Annotated in this window: 4 protein-coding genes and 2 pseudogenes; 3 read left to right on the forward strand and 3 right to left on the reverse strand. The window is 50.8% G+C overall.

The window, feature by feature from the left end:
* Positions 1-4: 4 nt before the first annotated feature.
* On the reverse strand, positions 5-1,282 hold the full coding sequence (locus QKE52_RS04380) for a Fic family protein (protein WP_347948234.1): 1,278 nt from the start codon (positions 1,280-1,282) through the stop codon (positions 5-7).
* 201 nt (positions 1,283-1,483) lie between these two features.
* Between QKE52_RS04380 and QKE52_RS04385 the strand changes: the two are divergent.
* The 3 genes and pseudogenes from QKE52_RS04385 to QKE52_RS04395 all read left to right on the forward strand — a co-directional run.
* A pseudogene (locus tag QKE52_RS04385) lies at positions 1,484-2,440 on the forward strand (IS3 family transposase); the annotation flags it as partial.
* Between the two features lie 73 nt (positions 2,441-2,513).
* Positions 2,514-3,706 (forward strand): IS3 family transposase gene (locus tag QKE52_RS04390; protein WP_347948235.1). Its coding sequence is split into 2 segments (ribosomal slippage): positions 2,514-2,793 and positions 2,793-3,706, totalling 1,194 coding nucleotides; the frame shifts between segments, so codons are not numbered across the junction.
* A gap of 31 nt (positions 3,707-3,737) precedes the next feature.
* Positions 3,738-3,890 (forward strand): annotated as a pseudogene (locus tag QKE52_RS04395) (IS3 family transposase); the annotation flags it as partial.
* Between the two features lie 262 nt (positions 3,891-4,152).
* On the opposite strand, the gene QKE52_RS04400 reads toward QKE52_RS04395, so the two are convergent.
* Both QKE52_RS04400 and QKE52_RS04405 read right to left on the reverse strand, forming a co-directional pair.
* A complete protein-coding gene (locus QKE52_RS04400; protein ID WP_083280740.1) occupies positions 4,153-5,388 on the reverse strand; it encodes an MFS transporter in 1,236 nt (411 codons plus the stop codon).
* Between the two features lie 21 nt (positions 5,389-5,409).
* Positions 5,410-6,471, reverse strand: a complete 1,062-nt coding sequence (locus tag QKE52_RS04405; protein ID WP_347948236.1) for a ThiF family adenylyltransferase — start codon at positions 6,469-6,471, stop codon at positions 5,410-5,412.
* Positions 6,472-7,015: the final 544 nt, after the last annotated feature.

Consider the following 7,015-nt stretch of genomic DNA (forward strand, 5'->3'; position numbering starts at 1 on the left):
CTGCTTATTTATCGCGAAGGGCTGGAACTGCTCGGCCGGTCGGGGGTGAAAGCTGAGTATTAAACTGCGTCGAGGCGAGTTGGCGTTCAGCATCGTCGACCAACATGAAAACATCGTCAGCGAAGTAACCGAGAAGCCCGCCCGCACCGATGACTTTCTTACGCAGAATGCCAGCGTCGGTGAGTGAATCGAGAGCATCTCGGGCCGTGCTTGTCGATGAAATCCCCAGCTCGGACTTCACGATGGACACCGTGACCAAAGCCATGGCAGGAAGCTTCTTGAGCAGTTGGAACTCCGTTGAATTCGATTTCAATGCGCGCTTGCTTCCTTGCGCAGTGCGGTGGTGATTGACCTTGTCCATCCATTCTGCTTCTAGCGCGGCGACGCTATCCGCAAGTTCAGCTGCTTTGGTGGTGGCGACTTGTGCAGCCTCGACGAAGAAAGAGATCCATGCCAGCACGTCACCCTCGCGGAATTTCGTGAGTCCGTTGACGTAACGGTCACCGAGCGTTGCCAGAACCATACTGACGGGGAGAACCGCAGCATCGGTGAGCCCTCTGCGCTGCAAAAGTGCGTGAATCATGGCTCGTCCCACGCGCCCATTCCCATCCGGGAATGGGTGGATGGTCTCGAACTGTGCATGAACGAGCGCTGCTTGAACGAGCGCGGCGTGGTCTGCCCCGTTGAAGTATTCAATGAGATCATCGAGGAGTTCTGGGACTTGCACGGGAGGCGGGGGAACAAAAGCTGCATCGATGGGGTGATAGTCAGACCCGCCAATCCAGTTTTGAGTAGTACGTACTCCTTGTAAAGGCTTTTCTGCAACGAGCGCTGTCTGCATTGCAACAATGTCATCCAGGACTAGCTCGTCTTTGTAAGCCAAGTCTGCATTGATGGTGTCGAGGATGGCGACATTGCGGGCGACAGCTGTTGCGGATTCTTTGAAACCCCGAATTCCGGAATCTGATTCACGCGCGAGGATCGCCATGGCCACTTTGTCGGAGTTAGGAGCGATTCCCTCGATCCGGGAGGAAGCGACGGCCTCAGAACGGAGCAGGAGTCGCGCAACGCCTTCAAGGGGATGGGTATTGTCTCTCATCCCAAGATTGTGAATCTCCCGCTCGATGCGAACGATACGTCGCGAGAGCTCGGACGGAAGCTTTAACGACATGCCTGCAAGTGGATCGGGAACGAAAGCGTGATACTTACCTCCTTGTTTGGCGCGTCGAGAAAGACCGCTGCCATCAGCGGGGATCCATTCCAATTCGACTGTCTTTGCCACAGTTGACTCCTCTCATGCGCTTGGGGCATTGGGGATAAGGTTTATCTTGGTAGATTGATATCCTAGTTTACCGGGATAGCCGTTATCCCGGTGGACTGCGAGCGCAATGCGCCAGATAACTCTTATCGTGAGTCACCGCTTTGTTAAAGACGTTTGATACGGTCCTATGCTTCGTATGGTTCTGGATGAGTGGAAAAGATTATCGGAACCAATCGCTCGATTTTGGGGTATTGGTACTAGCAATTCGGCACCAACGTCGCCGAGGATGATGATGCAGCGTCGCCCACAGAAAAGCTGGCTGATACGGAAAGAATCCGTCGGCGAGAGCGCGAAAGCCAGCGGCTTCGTGAAGAGCGCGATATTCTGCGCAAGGCCGCGAAGTATTTTGCTTAAAGAGACGACCTGGTGATCCGCTTCCAGTTCACTTGTGACCATATCCCCGACTACTCGGTCAAGCGGATGTGCACAGTCCTGGGCTTAAATCGGTCTTCGTATTACAAGTGGAAGAACTCGGCTCCGCGGCGCCGTGCGCGCCTTTTAGATGACGCTGTGGTGGCCGCGGAGATCCAGACCATTTTCGACGCTGAAAACGGCGTGTGGGGCGCTCGTCGCATCACCGCCGAACTCAACGACCCCACACGTCGCGACGGTGCTACAACCCCTGCCAAGCGGATCAATCGCAAAAAGGTGGCACGTTTGATGCGGGCCCAGAACCTGTTCGGATTTCAAAAGAAGCGCAGGGTCTAGACCACTGTGCGCGACAAAGGCCGGCGCGTGTTTGCAGACTTGGTCAACCGTGACTTCACAGCCTGCGCTGCAAATCGTGTGCTTGTTGGCGATATTACGTATCTGCCGATCGCAGACGGAACGAACATGTACTTGGCAACAGTGATTGATTGTTTTTCCCGCAAACTTGTCGGCTTTGCTATCGCAGATCACGTGCGTTGCGAACTGGTAGAAGAAGCCCTCGAAAACGCTTCCCATCTGCGTGGAGGTCTTGATGGTGCGGTTTTCCACTCGGATCATGGAAGCGTGTATACCTCGTCGCAGTTCCAGGCAACATGCAAGCGCTTGGGCGTTACCCAGTCGATGGGCGCGGTGGGAACCAGCGCGGATAATTCGCTGGCTGAGTCGTTCAACGCGGCTCTGATACGGGAGGGGACCTGACCCCTGTTAGGTAGACACCTGATATCCAGCCCGGTTGGGTTGGGAAGAAAGGTAATCTACCACCATGCCTAGGTACTCCGAACAGTTCAAACGTGATGCTGTGGCCCTCTACGAAAACAATGAGGACCTCTCACTCCACGCGGCTTCAGCAGAGCTTGGAGTCAATCGTTCCTCACTTTATTCCTGGCTTAAGCAGTACGGCACCGGCAAACGTGCCCGCACGAAAACCATGCGCGACAAGGCCCAGGCGACGACTGATTCTGAACGAATCCGTCAGCTAGAAAAAGAGAACGCAAAGCTGCGCGAAGAACGCGACATCCTGCGCAAGGCCGCGAAGTATTTTGCCGAAGAGACACGCTGGTAATCCGCTTCCAGTTTGTCTATGACCACCGAACCGAATACTCGGTCAAGCGGATGTGCCACGTGTTAAAGCTCAATCGCTCCTCGTTCTACAAATGGGTCAATACCCGTGAAAAACGCAGGTTAAAGACGTGTTCCGATGCCCTTATTGGCGCACAAATCAAGACCATCTTCGATGATGAGCACGGGCTTTATGGTGCTAAACGCATCGCTGCAAGCCTCAACGACGATACGGACTTTCCTCCGATCAATCACAAGAAGGTCGCACGCATCATGAAATCCATGGGCCTGAAAGGCTTTACTAAACGGCGTCGGTGCATCACCACCAGGCGCAAGCCTGGCCACCGCGTCATGCCAGATTTAGTAGGCCGCAAATTCACCGCTGATAAGCCGAACCAGGTCTATGTAGGCGATATTACGTACCTGCCGTGTAAGGGAGGCAAGAACATGTACCTGGCCACGGTCATCGACGTCTACTCGCGCAAACTCGTCGGACATGCACTCGCCGATCACATGCGGGTATCGCTGGTTATCGAAGCTTTGACCCATGCCAGCAAGGTTCGTGGAAGCCTTAAAGGGGTAATTTTCCATTCTGATCATGGCAGTGTGTACACCTCACAAGCATTTCAAGATCACTGCGCCCAGCTTGGCGTGCGCCAATCCATGGGAGCAGTGGGAACGAGTGCCGATAATGCCCTGGCAGAATCTTTTAACGCTACCTTAAAGCGTGAAGTCCTGCGTGATCGGAAAGTCTTTGACAATCCCATTACCTGCCGCCAAGAAGTCTTTCGATGGTGCATGCGCTACAACACGCGCAGACGGCATTCCTGGTGCAACCTTCTAGCCCCCGATACCTTCGAAGCACTCACATCAGCTACACTGACCCAAGCAGCATAGCTAACCCCCGACGTGTCTACTTTCCGGGGGCCAGGCCCAGGTCCTCAAAGATGCGAAGACATTCGCCAATCAACTGATCTGCCGCCGAGACGTCTTCCGGTGGTGCGTGCGCTACAACACGTGCCGTCGGCACACTTGGTGCGGGTATAAAACTCCCGATGAGTTCGAGTCCCAAGCCGCTTAAGGTCTGATAGGCTTACACCTACATTTTGTTCACCCCACGGTGTCTACTTTCCGGGGTCGGGCTCCTTGAAACCGTCGCTCACCAGCCGCCCAGAGTTCTCTTTCTGGAAGTCCTGAATTTTGATTAGGTCTGGGAGCATTACGGTGTTTCAATCATTCCAACTGGACGGGGAGATGAGGTATATGTCGTCGAAAGTTATTTGGCTTAATCGTTCTATGGGGTAATCCTTATTTTAAGAGCATTACAGTGCAGAGTGGAACTATCAGGATTGAACTTCGTCGAGTTGAGATAGCAATGGTATTCCGCGAACCGCTGAGGTTAGCGTCATCATGGTGGCAATGAGCGCGATTGTTGAAATGAGTCCGAGTGTTGTTGAAGCTCCCCAGTGCTCAAATCCAAAGCCAGCGAGAAATGCTCCGAATGGCATGAGAAATATTCCAGGAATGGTAGAAGCTGTGGTTACTGCGCCCATTCGGTAGTCAGGGGTAATGGCGGCAGTAAAAGCCCCAATTGCAGTATTAAAAGACGCTAGGGGTAGACCCGCGATAAACAAAGCAATGATGGTGGCGACCGTATTGCTATGTAGTGTGGTAAGCACAATAAGGCTTATTGTGAAGGTAAGTAAAGCTATAGTGCCAAGTTTTCCTAGTGGTACAACCTCTGCTAGCTTGCTGGCCAAAAAAGAACCTACGATGACACCGGATCCAAAAGATGCTGAAATCAAACCGATAATGAATGCAGATTCTCCTGTAGCGCGGTATGAAAAAATCAGTACCAAGATAAAAGCTGACATTGGAATGTTGGCAACGGCTGCCACGAGAGTGATTGCGCGCAGCCCTGTGTGGCTAAATACAAAACGGAACCCATCAGTCGAGGACTTTAGAACAGAAACATTTGTGTCGTGTTCTTCGGGTAGCTGATTTGCTGACGCTGAATTAGGCTTTCGAGGAACGAGAGCGCAGGCGATGGCATGGAATGCTCCCTGGACAAAAAGAGCTAAGTGGGGGTTTAAACCGTAAAGAAGTCCGGCGCTCGGTCCGCCGAAAACTTCCGCAGTGGATTCACGTCCATGCGCGATAGCATTTGCTGTACCTAGATCGCTTGTAGGGACCATCTGCTTGATGAGACTTTGTTCGCTTGGTGCGTCGAATGCAGAGAGCGCGGAAGCGAGAACGATGCATAAAACTATGGGGAGTAACGGAAGATCACTAAAGGAGAGCATGAGAGCAATGCTGATCCAAATGATCGTTTGAGCGAGAGTAACTCGTTTTAGCACTACTGAGGGATGAAACTTATCTGTTAATGCACCGGCAAACAGGCTCAAAAGAATAAGCGAACCTGTTCCAAAAGCTGATACTGATCCTGCCAGTGTGGCGTTTTTGCTTATGTCAAAAATCAATAGTGGAACTATTACTGAAGCCATTGCATAACCAGTTTGGTTGAACGCCATTGTTCCGACTAAGCGGCGATAGCCAGGAATACTCATTAAGGTGGCCATTTCTTAGTCCTTTCATGAAGGCTAATGTTGGCAAGACGAGGGGAAATCAATGGAATATTGATTTGAATAGTCTGCAAGGTTTTGATGTAGAACTTTGCCCATAGATAAGTTGGTTCTTGAGACTAAGAACCTTAAGGCTTCGAGTGAAGCCAATGCACTGGCTATTGACACGATAGGTGCTATCGCAGCGTTAATTCCAAGAGGGGTTTCCTCATAGAGTCCAGAAATATTATTCTGTTGCAGCCGTTGTTTTTCACTTTCTCGAAGGCATCGGTAGCACCCTGTCGTTCCGGGGACAAAAGTCGCGCAAACCGCCATCGGCCCGGCGTAGCTGCAGTCAATCCAGGGCCTTTTGGTGGCTATTGCGGCTTCTGATACCCAATATGCCGATTCGGGTGGGTTGTCGATTGCTCTTATAACTAGATCTGCTTCCTTGAAAATGGGAATTAATTCCTCTACTCCTTCAATTTTTCGCTCGATCGTACGTACTGAGCAATCGCTATTTAACTCTCTAATCCTATTTTTGAGTTCATCAGTCTTTAATTTGCCGATAGATTTTTCCGAATAAGCAATTTGTCGATTCAGGTTGGACAACTCGACAGTGTCAAAATCAACGAGAGTTATTTTTCCTATTCCACTTGCGGCCATCTGTAACGCGATGCTAGATCCAATGCCTCCGGCCCCTAAAATGCAAATGCTCGACGAGCAGATAATTTCTTGAGGAGCCCATCGATCAAATTTCCCAAATCCGCCTAGCCATGAGTAGAGCGCAGTACTGCGAGAAAAACGAGTCTGTTGTTCTGGGGTTAAGTTGGGTTGAGAAATGGCCTCAATGTGTCCTAGCTGGATTAGCTTCTCGAGCAGAGTATGTGCATTAAAGGGAGAAAGTCCCGTTTGCTTAGCGATCTGTTCGGTAGCTTCTTGCTGATTTAGGGTGCCGTTTAAAATTTTATTCAATTTTTGGAGATGGTGGTCTGGATCTTGGACATAGTGGCCGATTCCTGCCGTGTTTGATCCAACAACTGACCTGCCATCCCCTAGAGGCCTAACTTCATGGGCGGTCCGGAATGATATCAAGGACATTGTTCTCCTTAAAGTAAAAAGGGGGCCCGAATGTATTCAGGTCCCCGTGGTTGTCTGATGTTTTATGCCTGTCCAACGCGGTGGGCTTCCATCAGATTCTGGGTGGAAATCACTTCAAAATCGAATGACATTGGCCTCCTCCTTTCATAAGTGAAGTTACAGACAGAGTAGCAGGGATCCAAAGCACAGTCAATGAAAAATATAATTTAAATCTCTAAGGGGTGAACGTAGGACATATATCATAATGTTTAAAAGGCATCTCATGTGAAGGTTGTCTGGGGTGGTGGTTTGTTGCTGTGACGTCTTTCGAATTTCCAGGGTCACAGCTTTGACTATGGCCAACTTGCCCAATGATTGCGGTGGTTGAGTGGTGTTTTAGTGTTAGTGTTATGACGTTAAAACGCTTCAAAGTGACTTCAGTGATGTCGGTAATTGGGGGGTTCGCATTCTCGATGAATTGTTAGCGGACATGAAAAGCTGACCGGAGGCGGACATAAAAAAGTCCACCTATGGCCATGAGAAACTGACCAGTGGCGGACACCAC

Origin of the sequence: Corynebacterium sp. c25Ua_47 (assembly GCF_039907205.1) — a bacterium.
Classification (GTDB): Bacteria; Actinomycetota; Actinomycetes; order Mycobacteriales; family Mycobacteriaceae; genus Corynebacterium; species Corynebacterium hiratae.